The organism is Micromonospora sp. LH3U1 (assembly GCF_028475105.1).
Classification (GTDB): Bacteria; Actinomycetota; Actinomycetes; order Mycobacteriales; family Micromonosporaceae; genus Micromonospora.
Genome location: NZ_CP116936.1, coordinates 6245729 through 6263236, shown reverse-complemented (window position 1 = coordinate 6263236; position 17508 = coordinate 6245729). Strand labels below are relative to the sequence as shown.

Sequence of the window (17508 nt, the reverse complement as noted above, 5' to 3'; positions counted from 1 at the left end):
GGCAGAACGTCGTGAGTGGATCTCCAATGGCGACGGTTTTCCCTAGATCGGCGCGGGAGTTTCGGTCGAGAGTTTGCGCAGCCGGGTGACCGCCTCGGTCAGCACCTCGGGGCGCTTGCAGAAGGCGAAGCGGATCAGCCGTCGGCCCGCGTCGGTGTCGTCGTAGAAGACCTGGGTGGGCACCGCCACCACGCCGCAGCGCTCCGGCAGGGAGCGGCAGAACTCCACCCCGTCCCGGCCGCCGAGGGCGGTGACGTCGGCGGTCACGAAGTATGTCCCCTCCGGGCTGAGCACCTCGAACCCGGCGTCGGTGAGGCCGCCGACGAGCTGGTCGCGCCGCTGTTGGAGCCCGTCCCGGAAGCCGGTGTAGTAGCTGTCCGGCAGGGCCAACGCCACCGCGACCGCCGGTTGCAGCGGTGCCGCGTTGACGAAGGTGAGGAACTGCTTCACCCGCAGCACGGCCGAGACGAGCGCCGCCGGGCCGCTCGCCCAGCCGACCTTCCAACCCGTGCAGGAGAACGTCTTTCCGGCCGACGAGATGCGCAGCGTCCGCTCCCGCATCCCGGGCAGGGTGGCCAGCGGCACGTGCGGGTTCGCCGCGTCGGTGAAGACCAGGTGCTCGTACACCTCGTCGGTGACCGCGTACGCGCCGTGCTCCTGGCACAACTCGGCGACCAGCGCCAGCTCGGCCGGAGTGAAGACCTTGCCGGTCGGATTGTGCGGTGAGTTGAGCAGCACCAATCGGGTGCGCGGACCGAACGCCGCGCGTAGCGCCGCCGGGTCGAAGGCGTACCGGCCGTCGGCCGTGGGGCGCAGGGTCACCGGCCGCCGGACCGCACCGGCCAGCGCGATCGAGGCGGCGTACGAGTCGTAGTACGGCTCGAAGCAGACCACCTCGTCGCCCGGTTCGCAGAGGGCGAGGATGCTCGCCGCGACCGCCTCCGTCGCGCCCGCGGTGATCACGATCTCGCCGTCCGGGTCGTACGCCAGGTCGTGGAACCGTTGCTGATGGGCGGCGACCGCCGCGCGCAGAGCGGGGATCCCCGGCCCGGGCGGGTACTGGTTCTGCCCGCCGCGCAGCGCTTCGGCGGCGGCGGCCAGCATCTCCGGTGGGCCGTCGGTGTCGGGGAAGCCCTGGCCGAGGTTGACCGCGCCGGTGCGCACGGCGAGGGCGGACATCTCGGCGAAGATCGTCGTGCCGAACGGCCGCATCCGGGCCACCAGCGGGTCGACATCGGTGCTCGTCGTCACCTGCGCCAGCCTACGGGTGCCCCCGGCCGAACCCCAGCCTCACTCGGGTGTGCAACGGGTCGACCAGTACCCCCGGGTCTTGACGACGACTGGCTTGCCTACGCCGGTGACCGTGACGGTGCAGTCGAGTGGTCTCTCACCCTCATCGTCGGCCCATCTGGCCTCCACCATGACCCGGCTCTTGCCGTTGGTCCGGATGGTGGTGCGCCAGGGCAGCTTCGCGCCGTCGACGTGCATGAGGTCGCTCTCGGCGTCGTAGTACGCGAGGTCGACCACGCCCGTTCCGGTGACCTCGTAGACCACCGTCACCGGGGCCGGCCCCGAGGTCGGGCGGGTGATCGGCTGTTTGGTGGGGGTTGGCGCCACGGTGGGTTGCTTGGGGATGGGCGGCCCGGCGGTGGTCCAGCCGTCGTCGTCGGGAATGCCCCACGGCTCTTCGGCGACCGGGTCCGGGTTGGTCCCGTCGATCAGCAGGCCACCCGCGCAGAGGCAGCCGCACACGGTGAGGACAAGTACCACGAGGACCGCGACGACGATTCCGACGACCCGCCCGCCACCCATGGCCGGCTTGCCGGTGACCTGTGGAAACCCGGGGTAGGCGTACGGCGGCGGATAACCGGGCGGCGGCCATCCGGTGCCGGGCGGCGGCCAGCCAGCGTATGGCGGCTGCCCGTCGGGCGTGGGCCACCCTGCTGGCGGTGTCGATCCGTCGGGCGTGGGCCACCCTGCTGGCGACGGCGATCCAGCGGGCGTCGGGCCCGAGGCGTCGGGCGGGGGCGGCGACCACGGGGACGTGGGCGGTTCCGGCGTCCACGGCGTCGAGGGCGGTTGGGGCGTCCACTGGGTCGTTGGCGGAGACGGCGCCCACGGCGCGGCCGGCGGGGATGGCGCCCACGGGGACGGCGTCCACGGGGCCTGCGGTGCCCACGGCTGGCCCGGGGCCAGCGGGTCGGAGGCCGGGATCGGAGCCGAGGAGGGCGGGATCGGAGCCGCGGAGGGCGGGGCCGTCGGATCCGGCGGTGGTGGGGAGGGCGACGGGTCCGGTGCGGACGAGGGGGACGGATCGGGCGGCGGCGCGTCGGACATGGCTGCTCCGGGCGGGAGTGGGTATGGGACGAACGGGCCGTGGACGGGAGCGCCGAACCCGCCGAGAGACTGTCGTACCCGAAGGCCCGCCGCAACCCCGTCATCCGGGGCCGGGCACGAGCGGGCCTGGAAGTCCGTCCGGTTGCGACCCGCCAGCTACTAATCGCTCAGATTCCGTGATTGATAACCCGACTTTCGAGCACCCACCGTGAGTGAAACTGAGTTAGGCTGGGGGCCATGTGTGGAATCGTGGGATACGCGGGCGCGCGCCCTGCACTCGGCATCGTGCTCGACGGGCTGCGGCGGCTGGAATACCGCGGCTACGACTCAGCGGGCGTCGCCATCGTCTGCGACGACCAGCTCCTGACCGAGAAGAAGGCCGGCAAGCTGGCCAACCTGGAAAAGGTGCTGTCCGAGCGGGCCGCCGACGACCCGACCTCCTGCGCGGCCAGCCCGATCGGCATCGGTGACGGCACCACCGGAATCGGGCACACCCGGTGGGCCACCCACGGCGGCCCGACCGACCGCAACGCCCACCCGCACGTCGCCCCCGACGGGCGGGTCGCGGTCATCCACAACGGCATCATCGAAAACTTCGCCAAGCTCCGTAACGAGCTGGAGGCCGGCGGCGTCCAGTTCACCAGCGACACCGACACCGAGTGCGCCGCGCACCTGCTCTCCGCCGCGCTGACCGAGCTTCGCGCCGCCGGTCAGCCGGACAACCCCCAGTTGCTCGCCGCCGGCATGCGGGTGGTCTGCCAGCGACTGGAGGGCGCCTTCACCCTGCTCGCCGTCGACGCCTCGGTGCCCGGCGCGGTCGTCGGCGCCCGGCGCAACTCACCGCTGGTGGTCGGCCGGGGCGACGGGGAAAACTACCTGGCCAGTGACGTGGCCGCGTTCATCGAGCACACCCGGGAAGCTGTCGAGCTGGGCCAGGACCAGATCGTCCTGATCACCGGTGACAGCATCGAGATCACCGACTTCGAGGGCCAGCCCGCCGCCGGCAAGGACTTCCACATCGACTGGGACTCCTCGGCTGCCGAGAAGGGCGGCTACGACTGGTTCATGCTCAAGGAGATCGAGGAGCAGCCGCAGGCCATCGCCGACACTCTGCTCGGCCGGCTCACCGAGACCGGTGAGATCGCCCTCGACGAGGTCCGCCTCAGCGACCAGGATCTGCGCGACGTCGACAAGATCTTCATCGTGGCCTGCGGCACGGCGTACCACGCCGGCATGGTCGCCAAGTACGCCATCGAGCACTGGACGCGGATCCCCTGCGAGGTGGAGCTGGCCAGCGAGTTCCGTTACCGCGACCCGGTGCTCGACCGGTCCACGCTGATCGTGGTGATCTCGCAGTCCGGCGAAACGATGGACACCCTGATGGCGCTGCGCCACGCCAAGGAGCAGAAGGCCCGGGTGCTGGCGATCTGCAACACCAACGGCTCGACAATTCCCCGTGAGTCCGACGCCGTGCTCTACACCCACGGCGGGCCGGAGATCGCCGTCGCGTCCACCAAGGCGTTCCTCACCCAGGTCGTCGCCTGCTATCTGATCGGCCTGCACCTCGCCCAGGTGCGCGGGATCAAGTTCGCCGACGAGGTGGGCGCGGTGGTCGCGCAGTTGCAGGAGATCCCGGGCAAGCTGCGCGAGCTGCTCGGCCGGATCGAGCCCGTGCGCGAGCTGGCCCGTGAGCTGAAGTCCGAGCCGACCGTGCTGTTCATCGGCCGGCACGTCGGCTATCCGGTGGCCCTGGAGGGCGCGCTGAAGCTCAAGGAGTTGGCGTACATGCACGCCGAGGGCTTCGCGGCCGGCGAGCTGAAGCACGGCCCGATCGCCCTGATCGACGAGGGCACTCCGGTGATCTGCGTGGTGCCCTCGCCGGTCGGCCGGGGCATGCTGCACGACAAGGTCGTCTCCAACATCCAGGAGGTCCGGGCGCGCGGCGCGCGGACCATCGTGATCGCGGAGGAGGGCGACGAGGCCGTCGTCCGGTATGCCGACCATCTGATCTACGTGCCGCGTACGCCGACCCTGCTGGCCCCGCTCGTCACCACGGTGCCGTTGCAGGTGCTGGCCGCCGAGATCGCCGCAGCCCGTGGGCACGACGTGGACCAGCCTCGCAACCTGGCCAAGTCGGTCACGGTCGAGTAAGCCTCAGCCGCCCAGCACGACCCGGGCCATCCTGTCCAGCGCGGGGTTGCCCGGGTCCCAGTAACCGGTGTGCCCGCCTCGCCCACTGCCGAAGACCCGACCGCCGAAGCCGGGATCGGACGGGTCGTGACCGAACCACAGCTCATGCCCGGTCCGGTCGGGCCAGCCCAGCACGGCGGCCAGCGGAGCCGCACCCAGTAAGGCCCGTCGGCCCAACTCGTCCACTGGAAGGGCTGCCCGGATCACGTCGTCGGGGGCGCTGCTCGCCCAGATCTCCCCGGGTGGCACGCCCAACTCGGCGGCGTGCGACGCGCCGACCCCGGGCGAGCCGACGAAGATCAGTGCGTCGGCGGCCAACCCGTGCTCCCGGGCGGCCACACCCACCACCAGCGACCCGTAGCTGTGCCCGAGCACGGTCTGTCGCGCCGGTGGCCCATCGTGGCTGGCCCGCAGCCCTTCCTGAAAGCGGTGCAGCGCCGGGCCGGCGTCCCGCGCCTGGCCGGCCGAAGTGGCCTCGGTCAGGAAATCCGGGGCGTCGTAGTCCAACCAGAGCACCGCCGCGCTGCGCTCACCCGGGGCGAGCGCGGTGCACCGCTCCAGCACTCGCGCCGCCCTGCCCAGCTCACCGGGGGCGTCGTCCAGCCCGGAACCCATCCCCGGAACGTAGGTGAGGACCCGGTTGGCCTGGTCCGGGTCGCCGAGCGCCAGCACCATCCGACCCTCACCGGCCGCATCCAGCCCCAGCAGGTACGCCCGCGGTTCCCCGCCGCCCGCCAGTCGTCCGCCCAACGCGTCCAGACCGGCCAACCGCTCGGCCACCCCGCGCAGCCGGACCGACGCGAGTGCCCCCGGCGGCACCTGGGCCAGCAACCGCCGCCGCTCGGCCAGCAGCTCCTCCCGCCAGACTCCGAGCCGCAGCCGGTTGGCCTGGTCGCGGGCGGCCACCGGCACACCGTCCAACCGGCCGACCAGGGCCGGCTCGTACCCGATCAGCCACCGTCGCTGCGCCGGTGTCAAACCTGCCCACCAGGCGTGGACCAGCGTCGGCGCCGCGCCGGGGGCCGGCCGGTCCGGCGGTGGCGGGGACGCCCAACCGGTGCCGGCGGCTCGGGCCAGCTCGTCCAACCGGTCGGCGGCGACCCGGTCCGCGGCCTCGGCCTCGTCGAGCGCGTCCCGCAGGGCTGCCGCCACCCGGGCCGCAGCCACGCCGGCCCGCTCGGTCGGGCGGGCTCGGGCGGGATCGACGTGCACCCCGCCCGAGCGGTCCACCAGCAGACCGGCCGCGTCCGCCAGGGCGACCGCATCGGCGAGCCGTGCCTTCGCCACGGTCAGCCGACCGGCCAACTCGGCCAGCACCTGATCGACCTCGATCAGCGCGGGCGCGACCGAGGTCAACTCGTCACGCAGCTCGGCGAGCCGGGCGTCCGCCGCCGTGGCTGCGGCACCGGACCAACCGCCCCGCAACCGCCCGGCGTCCGTACGCAACTCGCCGACGCGTCGGTCGACCCGCCCGGTCAACCCGGCCCAGGCTGCCCCGGCGGCCCGCCATCCGCCCGGATCGGCTGTCCACAGCCGCCGGTAGCCGACGGCGCTCACCGGGGTAGGGCGGCGAACCGGTCGGCGGCCCGATCGTCCACCGTCTCGTACGCCTCGCAGGCCGCCCGGACCCCACCGGAGGTCGCCGCGACCCGGCCACCCAGCCGGCAGAACCAGGTGTGCGCGGCGGCCTCCAGCCCGGCCAGAGCTGGGCCAGCTCGCCACTCGGGCGCCGCCACCAGCAGCCCGGGCACCCCGACGAGGCCCAGCGCCAGCCGGTGCGCCTCGTCGTCGAGCAGCACGGCGACGCCCCGCAACTCCTCCGGCCGGACGGCGAACAGCTCATCGGTCATGACCACACCCCCGTGGACGATCGGCATCGACGCGCTGACGCTAGGCGCGCACCGAAGGCGCCGGAGTGCCCTGTGGACAGCCGCACTGGGCCGTACCCCGGCCTGTCCACAGGCATTGCCCGCCGCGGGCCCGACGGCTAATCTGCGGCCTCGACCGCCGGTAGGGTGGTGTGGTGATCGTCGCTGTCGGCATCGATGTCGTCCTGGTCGACCGGTTCGCCCGGGCCCTGACACGGACGCCGTCACTCGCCGATCGGCTCTTCACCGAGGCCGAGCGGCACACCCGCTCCGGCAACCCGCGGTCGCCGGAGTCGCTCGCCGGCCGGTTCGCCGCCAAGGAGGCCGTGGCCAAGGCGCTCGGCGCTCCCGTCGGGCTGAGCTGGCACGACTGCGAGATCGTGCCCGATCAGGATGGCCGCCCCTGGCTGGCCGTCTCCGGCACCGTCGCGGCGGCGGCCGACGCGCGTGGGGTCAACCACTGGCATCTCTCGTTGTCGCACGACGGGGGGATCGCGTCGGCGATGGTGGTCGCGGAACGATGACGTCGGCCGGGCGGGCCGATCGGGCCCACCCGCGAACGGATGGGACACGGTGGCATGAGATCGGTGTGGCGGGTGGCCGACGTACGCGCGGCCGAGGCAGGGCTGATGGGCACCCTGCCGGAGGGGACGCTGATGCAGCGGGCCGCCGCCGGGTTGGCCCGCCGGGCCGCGCTGCTGCTCGCCGAGCGGGGCGGGGTCTACGGCGGCCGGGTGCTGCTGCTGGTCGGCTCCGGCGACAACGGCGGCGACGCGTTGTACGCGGGGGAGCGGCTGGCTCGCCGGGGTGTCCACGTGTCCGCTCTGCTTCTCACCCCCGGGCGGGCGCACGCTGCGGGGCTGAACGCGCTGCGAGCTGCCGGCGGCCAGCTGGTGCCGCGACCGACCGGCCCGGTCGACCTGGTCCTCGACGGGATCGTCGGCATCGGCGGCACCGGCGGGCTGCGGGCGAGCGCGGAGGAGGTGGTCCAGGGCCTCGGCGCGCTGCGGGGGCGCGACGGCGAGCGTGCCACCGTGCTGGCGGTGGACGTGCCGAGCGGGGTCGCGGTGGACACCGGCCACGTGCCGCTGGCCTCGTCCGGGCGGCCGACCGCGGTTCGCGCCGACGTGACGGTGGCGTTCGGCGCGCTGAAGCCGGCACTGGTGGTCGGGCCGGCCGCCGCCCTGGCCGGGCAGGTGGAGCTGGTCGACATCGGGCTGCGGCCGTGGCTGCGGGGCACCCCGGCGCTACAGGTCACCGAGTGGTCCGACCTGAGCGACTGGTGGCCGGAGCTGGGCCCGGCGTCGGAGAAGTACAGCCGGGGTGTGGTGGGTGTGGCCACCGGCTCGGCGACCTACCCGGGTGCCGCGGTGCTCTCGGTGGGCGGCGCTCTGGCCGGACCGACCGGCCTGGTTCGCTACGCCGGCAGCGCCCGCGCCGAGGTGCTGCACCAGCACCCCTCGGTGATCGCCAGTGAGCGGGTCGCCGACGCGGGCCGGGTGCAGGCCTGGGTCTGCGGCTCCGGGCTGGGCACCGGCGGGGACGCGGCGGCTGAGCTGCGCGCCGTGCTGGCCGCCCCGGTGCCGGTGGTGCTCGACGCCGACGCGCTGACCCTGCTGGTGGACGGCTCGCTCGCCGACCGGCTGCGCGGTCGGGACGCGCCGATCGTGGTCACGCCGCACGACCGGGAGTTCGCGCGACTCTGCGGGGAGGAGCCCGGCGCCGACCGGGTCGGCGCCGCGCTGCGGCTGGCCGCCTGGATGAACGCGGTGGTGCTGCTCAAGGGGGACCGCACGGTGATCGGCACGCCGGACGGTCGCGCGTACGTCAACCCGACCGGCACTCCGGCGCTGGCCACCGGCGGCACCGGCGACGTGCTGGCCGGGTTGCTCGGCTCGCTGCTGGCAGCCGGGGTGCCCGCCGATCGGGCCGCGGCCTCGGCGGCGTACCTCCATGGGCTCGCAGGCCGGGAGGCGGCCCGGGGTGGGCCGGTGACCGCGCCCGACGTGGTGACCGCTCTTCGCCCGGTGCTCGCCCGGCTGGGCTGATCGTGTCGGTCCCGGGCGCGGTGACCGGATCGCGGGTCGGCGCGTGCGTCGCCGCCCGCGCTGATCACTGCGGAAAGTAGGCTGGGTGCATGTGGCAGGCCGAGGTACGCGTCGACCTTGACGCGATCCGCGAGAACGTGAGCCGACTCCGCTCCGGCACCAATGCCGAGCTGATGGCGGTGGTGAAGGCCGACGGGTACGGCCATGGCATGCTCCCCGCCGCCCGCGCGGCGCTCGACGCCGGGGCGGACTGGCTCGGTGTCTGCACCCTCGACGAGGCGCTCACCCTGCGTCGGGCCGGGGTGACCGTGCCGGTGCTGGCCTGGCTGCTCGCGCCGGGGCTGCCTCTGCACGAGGGGGTCAGCGCCGGGGTGGACCTGGGCGCGGGCAGCCTGCCGCAGCTGGACGAGATGATCGAGGCGAGCCGGCTCGCCGGGCGTCCGGCCCGCCTGCACCTGAAGATCGACACCGGGCTGTCCCGGGGCGGGGCGACCGTCGCCGACTGGCCGGCGCTGCTGGACGCCGCCGCGAAGGCGCAGGCCGACGGCCTGGTCGAGGTGGTCGGCGTGTGGAGCCACTTCGTGTACGCGGACATGCCCGGTCACCCCACGACCGACCGTCAGCTGGCCGTCTTCCACGAAGGGCTGTCCATGGTCGAGCGGGCCGGGCTGCGGCCGCGCTGGCGGCACCTCGCCAACTCGGCGGCCACCCTGACCCGCCCGGACACCCATTTCGACCTGGTCCGCCCCGGCCTGGCCATCTACGGTCTCTCCCCGGTGGCCGGTGAGACGTACGGGCTGCGGCCGGCCATGACCGCGCGCGCCCGGGTGATGCTCACCAAGCGGGTGCCCGCCGGCACCGGCGTCTCGTACGGGCACACCTACACGACGGAAGCCGCCGCGAACCTGGCGGTGGTGCCGCTCGGGTACGCCGACGGGGTTCCCCGGCACGCCTCCAACACCGGACCGGTGCAGCTCGCTGGCGCACGGCGGACGATCTCGGGGCGGGTCTGCATGGACCAGTTCGTGATCGACTGCGGCGACGACCCGGTGGCCGACGGCGACGTGGCGACGCTCTTCGGCAGCGGCGTCGACGGCGAGCCGACGGCCGATGACTGGGCCGAGGCGGTCGGCACGATCAACTACGAGATCGTCACCCGGTTCGGCAGCACGCGCGTGCCCAGGGTCTATGACGGCGAGCGGCCGTGAGCTATCGCATTCCGCGTCCTCGGACCGCTGTGGGCCGGGTCGCGGGGATCGTCGGAGCTGCGGTCGGGGTCGCCGCGGCGGGCCTGGCGGCCGGCGTCGCGACCGAGCGCACCCTGGTCCGCCGCCTCAAGGCCGACCCGGCCGACCGCTACGCGCACGAGGAGTTCGGCGAGCAGCGGTACGACGAGGTGTTCCGTCTCGAACTGCCGGACGGCACGGACATCCACGTCGAGGTGGTCGAGCCGACCAGGCCGGTGCCGGGGCACCCGACGGTCGTGCTGGTGCACGGCTTCTGCCTGGACATGGGGACGTTCCACTTCCAGCGCCAGATGCTCGCCGCGCGCGGTGACTACCGGGTCGTGGCGTACGACCAGCCCGGTCACGGTCGGTCCGGTCGGCTGGAGTCCGGGGAGTACGACCTGGCGGTGCTCGGCCGGACGCTGCGCCAGGTGATCGACCGAACCGCCCCGGACGGGCCGCTGGTGCTGGTCGGCCATTCGATGGGCGGTATGACCATCATGGCGTTCGCCGAGCTGTTTCCGGAGTTGTTCGGTGACCGGGTGGTGGGCACCGTCCTGATGGCCACGTCGGGCGGGCTCATCGCGGAGACCAAGCTGGTCGCGCCCGCGTTGCTCGGTCGGGTCGGTGGCCCGGTGCTGTACATGGTCAGCAACGCCACCCGGTACGGCGGACCGGTGATCGAGAAGGCCCGCAAGTCGACGTCGAACGTGGCCTGGCTGTTGACCCGCAAGTATGGCTTCGGCACCCGAAAGCCCAGCCCTACGCTGGTGTCCTATGTGGAGACGATGAACTCTCGGACGTCGGCCGACACGGTGACCCGCTATCTGCGGACCCTGGCCACTCACTCGCGCTTCCCGGCTCTCGCGGCGTTGGCCGCGACGCCGGTGTTGGTGGTGGTCGGCGACAAGGACATGATCACGCCGGTGACCCACTCCGAGGAGATCGTCCGGCGGCTGCCGCACGCGGAGTTCGTCAAGATCAAGGACAGCGGTCACGTGGTGATGCTGGAGCACGCTGACGAGGTCAACGCCGCGCTCGCGCGGTTCCTCGAGTCACTCGGGAAGCCGGAGGAACGGTGAGTCACGTCGTCAAGCTGCCGACCATCGAGGACACTCGGGAGTTCGGCCGCCGCCTGGCCGGGCTGCTGCGAGCCGGCGACCTGGTGCTGCTGACCGGTCCGCTGGGCGCCGGCAAGACCGCGCTCACCCAGGGCGTCGGCGCCGGGCTCGGTGTCCTCGGGGACATCACCTCGCCGACGTTCGTGATCGCCCGGGTGCACCGCCCCGATCCGGCCCGGGGCGGCCGGGTGGCACTGGTGCACGCCGACGCGTACCGGTTGGGCGACGCCGTCGATCCCCGTGCCGAGATCGACGACCTGGACCTCGACGCATCCGTGGACGAGTCGGTGACCGTGGTGGAGTGGGGCGAGGGCCTGGTGGAGCAGTTGGTGGACGCGCACCTGCGGGTCCGCATCGACCGCCGCGACGACGACACCCGCATCGTCGAGCTGGACCCGATCGGTGGCGACTGGGCCCGGCGGCTGGCGGCCCTGCGCCCCTCGCCATGATCGACGAGGGGCGCCGGCTCGGTCGATCCGGAGCGCTAGGGCTGAAGGGGCATGGTCCAGCAGTTGGAGTAGGCGGTCCGGCCCGTGAGGCGGTCGGCCATCCAGGACACCGCGTCGCCCTGATCGGTGATGAGCGGAACCAGGTGGTTGGTGAGGATCTTGTCCCCGAGGTTCGGCAGGCTGATGGCCTCGTACGTGATGTTGGCACCCTTGCGGCACCAGTCCACGGCAAGCTGGCGGGCCTGCTGGTGGGGAACGATGTCGTCCTGGATGCCGGTCGCCAGGCGTACCGGGCCGGCGGGCTTGAGCGTGCCGATGCGCTGCCGGTCGAGCGCAGCCTGCGCCGGAGGTGAGGTCGCGATGACGTCGCCGAGGGATTTGCCGCTGGTGGTCCAGCGGGTGCTCTTCGTGAAGCCGTAACTGAAGAGCACGTCGCCGACACACATGGTCGACATGTCCTTCAGCGCCGCCCGGCCGGTGCTGTTGATGTTCGCCTCGACGACGTCCCGCAGGGCCGGGTCGGACTGGGCGAAGCCATTCATCGACCAGCCCAGCGCACCTGCCAGGGCGCTGCCGTCGATGCCCTTGAGCACCGAGTTCAGGTTGGCGGGCGGCGCGCCGACGTAGCTGCCGGCCAGTGGCACCTCTGGTGCGTAGGTGGGCTGAAGTTCCGCGGCCGCGGCGCTGGCGCCGCCGCCCTGGCTGTAGCCGTACAGGCCGACGCGGGATTCCCGGGTGACCGATGCGCCCGGCACGGCGCGCGCGGCGCGGGCCGCGTCCAGCAGGGCGTGCCCCTGGTCGAGGCGGTTGACGTAGGTGTGCACCCGGTCGGTGCCACCCAGGCCGACGTAGTCGGTGACGACGACCGCCGCGCCGGTGGAGAGGAGGCGGTAGATGGCCAGGGCCTCGTAGCCGACCGACACGGTATCGCCGCTCAGGGTCAACGGGTACTGCAACGCCAGCGAGGGCGCGCACTGGTCGCCCTGGCCCATGGTGCCGGAGGCGACGGCCACCAGCGGGCGTGGGCCGCTGCCCCGCCACGCCGCCGACGGTTCGATGTAGGCGCCGGTCACCCCGACAGCCAGGCCGTTGGAGTCGGTGGACCGGTACATCAGGCGGGTGGCCGTGCCCGGCATCGGGCGACCGTCGAGCCCGGGAATGCTCAGGCCTAGAGGCATGGGCTCGCTGCGGATCAACGTGCCGTTGGCGGCGGGCAGTTGAGCCGGCGGGTTGTAGAAGGCGGGGATGGTGACACCGCGGGAGACGACGGGTGCCGACCCGTCGGAGGCGGCGGCCGGTGCACCGGGCACGCCCAGGCAGACTGCCGCTGCCGCCGCGATGACCAGCACGCGCATGCTGGCCGATGCCTGCCGACGGCGGGGGGAGATCGTCGACTGCGTGGTGTGGAGAGTGAAACGGGGACGGGGGTTCCTGTGGCTCACAGATCACTCCTCATAAGCATTGATGGAGGTGAATTCAAGGTAGCAGTGACCCGTACCACAAGTGACTGGCCAGTAAGTTACGCTCCGGTAACTTCTGCGGGTCGACTCCTCGCCCGCCACCGGTGCCGTGCGATGTCAGTGGCGACTGGTAGGAAGATGGCGATCGACTACGAGAGGTTGCCGATGTCCGACGACGTCCCCACCCTGGACCTGCCGGCGCTGCTGCCGCAGGACTGGCGCACCGTGCTCACCCCGCACCTCGACCCGTCCCGCACCGCGGAGCTGGCCGCGTTCGTCGCGGGGGAATACGCCAGCCGCACCGTCTTCCCGCCGGTCGAGGACCTCTTCTCGGCCTACCGACTCTGCGCGCCGGCCGACTGCCGGGTTCTCATCCTCGGGCAGGACCCTTACCACAAGGCGGGGCAGGCGCACGGGCTCAGCTTCAGCGTGCAGGAGGGCGTGACCGTGCCGCCGTCGCTGCGCAACGTCTTCAAGGAACTAAGCGAGGATCTCGGCGTGCCGAAGCCGCGTGGCGGCAACCTCGGTGGCTGGGCGGCGCAGGGCGTGCTGTTGCTCAACTCCGTCCTCACTGTCCGTGAGGCCACGCCCGGCTCGCACGCCAACCGCGGCTGGGAGGAGTTCACCGACGCCACCATCCGGGCGCTCGACGCGCGGGAAACCCGGGTGGTCTTCCTGCTCTGGGGTGGCTACGCGCGCAAGAAGGCCGCCCTGGTCACCAACCCGCAGCACGTGGTTCTGGAGGCCGGGCATCCCAGCCCGATGAATCCGCGCGGCTTCCTGGGCAGCCGCCCGTTCAGCGCCGCCAACAAGGCGCTCGCCGACGCCGGTCTGCCCACCATCGAGTGGGAACGCACCGCCGGCTGACTGGTCGTCGACGTCCCGCTGCTCGCGCGGCCGGCACTGGCTCAGTCTCCGCTGGTCTGTTGCCGGTCTCGGTAGCGGCGCAGTAGCTCGGCGGCCCGCGGCTCGGTCAGCTCCGGCGCGACCAGCGGCACCACCGGGTAACTGCGCCCACCATGGGCGAGGTGGCTGTGCGTCGGGGCGGGGCGTGACCGGCGGTGGCGGTGGGGCGGCTAGGCTGGCTTACCGTGCTCGTACTCGTGGTGGACAGCTCGACCCCTGCGGTGACCGCAGCGCTGGTGGAGGTCTCGGCAAACGACGTGGTGTCCCGGGCGCACCGGTGCACGGTCGACGCCCGCGCGCATGGCGAACTCCTCGCGCCCCAGGTGGATGCGGTCCTCGCCGACGCCGACGCGCGCCCGCGTGACCTGACCGCCATCGTCGCCGGGCTCGGCCCGGGGCCGTTCACCGGGCTGCGGGTCGGCCTGGTCACCGCCGCGACGATGGGCCAGGTGCTCGGCATCCCCACGTACGGTGTCTGCTCGCTGGATGCCATCGGCTACCCGGCGGCGTCCGGCGAGCCGGTGCTGGCCGCCAGCGACGCCCGGCGCAAGGAGCTCTACTGGGCCGTCTATGACGGCGCCGGCCAGCGGATCGTCGGGCCGGAGGTGTCCACGCCGGTGGTGGCCGCGGCGCGAGCCCGGGAGTTGGGCGTGACGATCGCGGTCGGCGACGGGGCGCACCGGTACGCCGAGACCCTGGATCTGCCCGTGCGGGTCGAACCGCGATACCCGGATGCCACCGTGCTGGCGCTGCTCGCCGCCGAGCGGATCCGGGCGGGCACGTCCAGTGAGCGGCTCACCCCCCTCTACCTGCGCCGCCCGGACGCGGTGGCGGCGATCAGCCGCAAACCGGTCCTTCCGTGAGCGCGAGGAGTGAGCCGGGGTTGCGAGCCCCGCAGTCGCGAACAGAGGTGCCACGGTGACGGCGGTACGGCTCGACCCGTTCCGCTGGTGGCACATCGACGACGTGCTGCTGATCGAGGCGGACCTCTTCGGCGCCGAGCAGTGGTCGCCGGGCATGTTCTGGAACGAGTTGGCCAACGGGCACCACTACCGGGTCGCCGTGGACGCGGACGGTTCGGTGCTCGGTTACGCCGGGCTCGCCGGTGCTCCGCCGGACGAGGTGTGGGTGCAGAACATCGCCGTCCGCCGGGACGCCCAGCGGCGCGGCGTAGGCCGTGCCCTGCTGGAGAATCTGCTCGCCGAGGCGGCCCGACGCGCCGCCCGCAGCACCCTGCTGGAGGTCGCCGTGGACAACGCCGCCGCTCAGCGGCTCTACGCGACGTACGGTTTCGAGCCGATCGGGGTGCGGCGCGGCTACTACCAACCAAGCAACACCGACGCGCTGGTGATGCGGCGCGACGCCGAGCCGACCGGGGACGGACCACACGACCATGGCTGACGAACCGCTGATCCTGGGTATCGAGACCTCCTGCGACGAGACCGGCGTCGGCATCGTGCGGGGGCACACCCTGCTGGCCGACGCGCTCGCCTCCAGTGTCGAGGAGCACGCCCGGTTCGGGGGTGTGGTGCCCGAGGTGGCCAGCCGGGCACACCTGGAGGCCATCGTGCCGACCATGGACCGGGCACTGACCGAGGCCGGCGTCACGCTGGCCGACATCGACGCGATCGCGGTCACCGCTGGGCCTGGTCTGGCCGGCGCGCTGCTGGTCGGCGTCGCCGCCGCGAAGGGGTACGCGCTCGCCGCCGAGAAGCCGGTGTACGGCGTCAATCACCTTGCCGCCCACGTCGCGGTGGACACGCTTGAGCATGGGCCTCTGCCCGAACCCGCCATCGCGCTCCTGGTGTCCGGCGGCCACTCGTCGCTCCTGCTCGTCGATGACCTCGCCCGGGGTGTCACCCCGCTGGGCGCCACCATCGACGACGCGGCCGGCGAGGCGTTCGACAAGGTCGCCCGGCTGCTCGGGCTGCCGTTTCCGGGCGGCCCGCCCATCGACCGGGAGGCCCGGGCCGGCGACTCTGCGGCGATTGCCTTTCCACGCGGTCTGACCGCCGCGAAGGATCTCGCCGCCCACCGGTACGACTTCTCGTTCTCCGGGCTGAAGACGGCGGTGGCCCGGTGGGTCGAGGCGCGTCAACGTGCCGGTGAGCCGGTGCCGGTGGCCGACGTGGCCGCGTCCTTCCAGGAGGCGGTCTGTGATGTCCTGACCAGCAAGGCGATCGCTGCCTGCCGCGCGAACGGGATCGACACCCTGGTGATCGGCGGGGGAGTGGCGGCGAACTCGCGGCTGCGGGTGCTGGCCGAGCAGCGGGCCCAGAAGTACGGCATCCAGGTCCGGGTGCCCCGGCCGAAGCTGTGCACCGACAACGGTGCCATGGTGGCCGCGCTCGGGTCGCACCTGGTCGCCGCGGGGGTCGCGCCGAGCCGACTGGACCTGCCGGCCGACTCCGCACTGCCGTTGACCACGGTCAGCGTGTGACGGGAGCGGCGGACATGATCGTGCGGATGTGGGAGGCGCGCGCCGAGGCGTACGGCGTGGCGGATCTGATCACCTGGGTGTGCGACACCGCCCTGCCCGAGTTGGAACATGACCCGCTGCACGTCTCCAGCGAGGTCTTCTCCTCCACCGACCACCGTGTGGTGGTCATCTCCAAGTGGCGCAGCAATCCGCGTCCGCTGCCTGATCCGCCTGCCCTGCTGGTGGCCCGCGCGCCGCACTCCTGGGACTTCACCCAGGTCGACCGCTGACGCGAGCCACCAACGAGGCCACCGCCGATGATCAGTTGCGGCGCAGCATCCGGTAGGTGGCGATTCCGCCGGTGCCCAGCGCGGCGAGGAAGACCAACCAGACGACGGTGCTGCTGACTCCGACCTGCGGGCCGGCGTTGGCAGCGGCGGCGGCCAGCAGCCCGTCGTCACCGGGGGCGGGCAGCGCGGCCGGCGGCAGCTCCGGCCAGCGGACCAACCCGGTGCTCTCCAGCATCTGCATGTGGTGCATGACGAAGCCGTTGGCGTCGTCGCAGAGCTTGCGGACGGTGGCGTCCCGGGTGCTGGCCCGCACCGCGCCGATCACCGGGAAGATCTTGCCGTGGGCCACCCGGAGCCGGGTGACGAAGATCTGGTCGAACCGGGCGCCGGAGGCCTTCTGCATCTCCGCCAGCCAGCCCTTCTGCTCGGCGGTCGGCTCGCTGGGGATGCTCGCGCCCAGCTTGTTGGCCGCGTCCACGACGAGCTGGTCGAGCTTCTGGTGCTCGGTGGCGATGCCGGCGCCGATCTCCCGGACCTTGGCCGACTGCCCCTTCTCGGCGGCCATCTGACCGGCCGGCATCTCCCACAGCCCGGCCAGGCGCACCCCGTTGAGCAGCGTCATGTCGGCGGCGTTGAGCTGCTGGCCACCGCCAGCGGGCGCGGCGACGGCCACGCCGGGCAGGACACCGACCGCCGCGACGATTGCGATGAGCAGCATCGCCGCCCGGTGGGTCCGGTTGCCCAGCCAGCGACGGGCGGATCTGAGCGGTGCCATGTCTGTGGTGCCTCCTCGGTCCGGACCGAAACGCGTCTGGACCGGGCAGCCATACTCTGCCGGCTGCCCGTCCGCCCACTGGTACGGACTGATCGCGCGATCAGTTCATCAAAGGGTGCGGGTGACGGCGAGAAAGCCGCCGAGCAGCAGCAGGGTGAGCGCGGCGGCGGCGAAAAGCATCAGCAGCTCTCGACGCCCGTGCTCGACGGGGCCACTGCCGACGGCCTGGTCGGGCAGGGTCGGAAGGTCGCGGGTCAGCGCGGCCAGGTCACCGAGGGTGCGCGCTGTCCACACTGCACCCGCCCGATCGGAGAACTCGTCCAGGGTCAGCCGGCCCGCCGCTGTGTGCCGGTGCAGCTCGGCGACCACCCGGTTGCGGTCGTCGTCGGAGGCGCGCAGCTCGACATCCACGCCGGACA

General features: G+C 72.8%; 18 protein-coding genes. 11 read left to right on the top strand and 7 right to left on the bottom strand.

Translation table 11 applies throughout. The features are described from left to right. Positions 1 to 42 precede the first annotated feature (42 nt). Together PCA76_RS28680 and PCA76_RS28675 are read right to left on the bottom strand one after the other, a co-directional pair. Positions 43 to 1251, bottom strand: a complete 1209-nt coding sequence (locus PCA76_RS28680; RefSeq protein WP_272613549.1) for a pyridoxal phosphate-dependent aminotransferase — start codon at positions 1249 to 1251, stop codon at positions 43 to 45. Between the two features lie 39 nt (positions 1252 to 1290). Then, positions 1291 to 1812, bottom strand: a complete 522-nt coding sequence (locus PCA76_RS28675; RefSeq protein WP_272613548.1) for an MmpS family transport accessory protein — start codon at positions 1810 to 1812, stop codon at positions 1291 to 1293. A 762-nt stretch (positions 1813 to 2574) separates the two neighbouring features. Between PCA76_RS28675 and glmS the strand changes: the two genes are divergently transcribed. Continuing rightward, positions 2575 to 4488, top strand: a complete 1914-nt coding sequence (gene glmS / locus PCA76_RS28670) for a glutamine--fructose-6-phosphate transaminase (isomerizing) (protein WP_272613547.1) — start codon at positions 2575 to 2577, stop codon at positions 4486 to 4488. Positions 4489 to 4491: 3 nt separating this feature from the next. Here the strand turns inward: glmS and PCA76_RS28665 are convergent, their stop codons facing one another. Further along, entirely contained in the window at positions 4492 to 6084 is a 1593-nt protein-coding gene (locus PCA76_RS28665; protein ID WP_272613546.1) for an alpha/beta hydrolase, read from the bottom strand. Beyond that, positions 6081 to 6377: a hypothetical protein gene (locus PCA76_RS28660; protein WP_272613545.1), complete on the bottom strand. Its 297-nt coding sequence runs from the start codon at positions 6375 to 6377 to the stop codon at positions 6081 to 6083. The genes PCA76_RS28665 and PCA76_RS28660 overlap by 4 nt, the downstream gene beginning before the upstream one ends. 173 nt (positions 6378 to 6550) lie before the next feature. Here PCA76_RS28660 and PCA76_RS28655 point away from each other — a divergent pair, with 173 nt between their 5' ends. The 5 genes from PCA76_RS28655 to tsaE all read left to right on the top strand — a co-directional run bounded on the left by PCA76_RS28655 (position 6551) and on the right by tsaE (position 11239). After that, a complete protein-coding gene (locus PCA76_RS28655) occupies positions 6551 to 6919 on the top strand; it encodes a holo-ACP synthase (protein ID WP_272613544.1) in 369 nt (122 codons plus the stop codon). Positions 6920 to 6973: 54 nt separating this feature from the next. Continuing rightward, positions 6974 to 8443, top strand: a complete 1470-nt coding sequence (locus tag PCA76_RS28650; protein WP_272613543.1) for an NAD(P)H-hydrate dehydratase — start codon at positions 6974 to 6976, stop codon at positions 8441 to 8443. 89 nt (positions 8444 to 8532) lie between these two features. Then, entirely contained in the window at positions 8533 to 9651 is a 1119-nt protein-coding gene (alr, locus tag PCA76_RS28645) for an alanine racemase (protein WP_272613542.1), read from the top strand. After that, positions 9648 to 10751 carry an alpha/beta fold hydrolase gene (locus PCA76_RS28640; RefSeq protein WP_272613541.1) on the top strand — a complete coding sequence of 368 codons (1104 nt, stop codon included), beginning with the start codon at positions 9648 to 9650 and terminating at the stop codon, positions 10749 to 10751. The genes alr and PCA76_RS28640 overlap by 4 nt, the downstream gene beginning before the upstream one ends. Further along, positions 10748 to 11239 carry a tRNA (adenosine(37)-N6)-threonylcarbamoyltransferase complex ATPase subunit type 1 TsaE gene (gene tsaE, locus PCA76_RS28635; protein ID WP_272613540.1) on the top strand — a complete coding sequence of 164 codons (492 nt, stop codon included), beginning with the start codon at positions 10748 to 10750 and terminating at the stop codon, positions 11237 to 11239. Before PCA76_RS28640 ends, tsaE begins: the two co-directional genes overlap by 4 nt. 35 nt (positions 11240 to 11274) lie before the next feature. On the opposite strand, the gene PCA76_RS28630 is transcribed toward tsaE, so the two are convergent. Further along, complete coding sequence (locus tag PCA76_RS28630; RefSeq protein WP_272613539.1) at positions 11275 to 12681, bottom strand: lipase family protein; 1407 nt, start codon at positions 12679 to 12681, stop codon at positions 11275 to 11277. A 183-nt stretch (positions 12682 to 12864) separates the two neighbouring features. Here PCA76_RS28630 and ung point away from each other — a divergent pair, with 183 nt between their 5' ends. The 5 genes from ung to PCA76_RS28605 all read left to right on the top strand — a co-directional run bounded on the left by ung (position 12865) and on the right by PCA76_RS28605 (position 16314). Continuing rightward, entirely contained in the window at positions 12865 to 13566 is a 702-nt protein-coding gene (ung, locus tag PCA76_RS28625; RefSeq protein WP_272613538.1) for a uracil-DNA glycosylase, read from the top strand. Between the two features lie 224 nt (positions 13567 to 13790). Further along, positions 13791 to 14468 carry a tRNA (adenosine(37)-N6)-threonylcarbamoyltransferase complex dimerization subunit type 1 TsaB gene (gene tsaB, locus PCA76_RS28620; protein ID WP_272613537.1) on the top strand — a complete coding sequence of 226 codons (678 nt, stop codon included), beginning with the start codon at positions 13791 to 13793 and terminating at the stop codon, positions 14466 to 14468. A gap of 55 nt (positions 14469 to 14523) precedes the next feature. Then, positions 14524 to 15006 (top strand): ribosomal protein S18-alanine N-acetyltransferase, encoded by a 483-nt coding sequence (gene rimI / locus PCA76_RS28615; RefSeq protein WP_272613536.1) that lies wholly within the window; start codon positions 14524 to 14526, stop codon positions 15004 to 15006. Next, complete coding sequence (gene tsaD, locus PCA76_RS28610; RefSeq protein ID WP_272613535.1) at positions 14999 to 16045, top strand: tRNA (adenosine(37)-N6)-threonylcarbamoyltransferase complex transferase subunit TsaD; 1047 nt, start codon at positions 14999 to 15001, stop codon at positions 16043 to 16045. The genes rimI and tsaD overlap by 8 nt, the downstream gene beginning before the upstream one ends. 14 nt (positions 16046 to 16059) lie before the next feature. Further along, positions 16060 to 16314 carry a hypothetical protein gene (locus tag PCA76_RS28605; protein ID WP_053660576.1) on the top strand — a complete coding sequence of 85 codons (255 nt, stop codon included), beginning with the start codon at positions 16060 to 16062 and terminating at the stop codon, positions 16312 to 16314. A gap of 31 nt (positions 16315 to 16345) precedes the next feature. Here the strand turns inward: PCA76_RS28605 and PCA76_RS28600 are convergent, their stop codons facing one another. Together PCA76_RS28600 and PCA76_RS28595 are read right to left on the bottom strand one after the other, a co-directional pair. Further along, positions 16346 to 17089, bottom strand: coding sequence for a DUF4142 domain-containing protein (locus PCA76_RS28600; protein ID WP_272613534.1), 744 nt, complete (start codon positions 17087 to 17089; stop codon positions 16346 to 16348). A 108-nt stretch (positions 17090 to 17197) separates the two neighbouring features. After that, positions 17198 to 17500 carry a DUF1707 SHOCT-like domain-containing protein gene (locus tag PCA76_RS28595; protein ID WP_272613533.1) on the bottom strand — a complete coding sequence of 101 codons (303 nt, stop codon included), beginning with the start codon at positions 17498 to 17500 and terminating at the stop codon, positions 17198 to 17200. Between the last annotated feature and the right edge of the window lie 8 nt (positions 17501 to 17508).